Genomic DNA, 1,160 nt, shown 5'->3' with positions numbered 1-1,160 from the left:
AAGCGAGAGTTTATCGGTTAAACAAACAAGAAATTTTTATTAGCTAGACAAGACATTTATTATCAAGGAGTTTTATGAAAAAAATTACTCAAACTTTAACAAATAAACTAACTTTTTTTGTGGGACTAGCAATAGTAGGAATATTATTAATTGCAAATGTATTTAACTATTTAGAAATAAAACGCGACACTAGAGAGCTTATCAATAATTTACAAATTAAAACTATACAGGATGTTGCAAAAAATTTTGAAGACTACAGTGAATCAAGAAGTGATGCTGTAAAAGCCATTGCGCTTGAAATGAAAAAAAATCCAAGTGCAAGCACTAAAGAAATTTATGATATGGTTAGAGTAACCAAAGAAGCAAGCCGTTTTGATGTATTATACGTAGGACTTGCGCATAATGGTGCAATGATAAGATCTAATGGAAACCATCAAACACCTTCTGATGGTTATGATCCAAGAACTAGAACTTGGTATACAAGTGTTGCTTCTGGAAATGACAAAGTTGTGATTTCAAAACCTTATATGGCTCCGAGTTTAAAAGCTCCTTCTTTAGCTTTTTCATACCCTATAGTTGTTAATGGTAGTTTTATAGGAGCTGTTGGCGGAAATTATGATTTAACTACATTTTCAAAAAATGTACTTTCTATGGGAAAATCAGCAAGTGGATTTGTTGTTGTTATAGATGATGATGGAGTAATATTATTTCATGAACTTGAAGAGCAACTGCTTAAAAAAACTGCATTATCCGAAAACATAGTAAAAACATATCTTAATAGCCCTGAAGGTAAAACAGGAGAATTATCAAAAAATTTTTTTGTAGTTAAAGATGAAAACAACAAAAATAAAGCAGTTATTTGTCAAGAAAATTCATTAGGATATAATATTTGCGCAATCGCGGATGAAGAAATATATACAAAACCCGTAAATGAAGCTCTGATTAAACAATCATTTATTGGTTTAATAAGTTTAGTTATAGCTCTAGTAATAATAGGATTTGTTATTAAATACAATATTTCACCGCTTAAAAAAATACAAAATGGCCTCAACTCTTTCTTTGACTTCATCAATCATAAAACTAAAGATTCTGCTATGATAGATGTTAAAACAAATGATGAGCTTGGTGCTATGGCAAAAGCTATTAATGAAAACATCACT

The 1,160-nt window shown here is 29.9% G+C and carries 1 protein-coding gene; it reads left to right on the top strand.

The features are described from left to right. Positions 1-74: 74 nt before the first annotated feature. A partial coding sequence (locus L8U98_RS08175; RefSeq protein WP_263725508.1) for a cache domain-containing protein occupies positions 75-1,160 on the top strand: 1,086 nt, incomplete at its 3' end.

Source organism: Campylobacter sp. RKI_CA19_01128 (assembly GCF_025771175.1).
Taxonomy (GTDB): Bacteria; Campylobacterota; Campylobacteria; order Campylobacterales; family Campylobacteraceae; genus Campylobacter_D.
The sequence above is the reverse complement of the archived record's forward strand: the minus strand, read 5'-3'. Positions and strand labels throughout refer to the sequence as shown.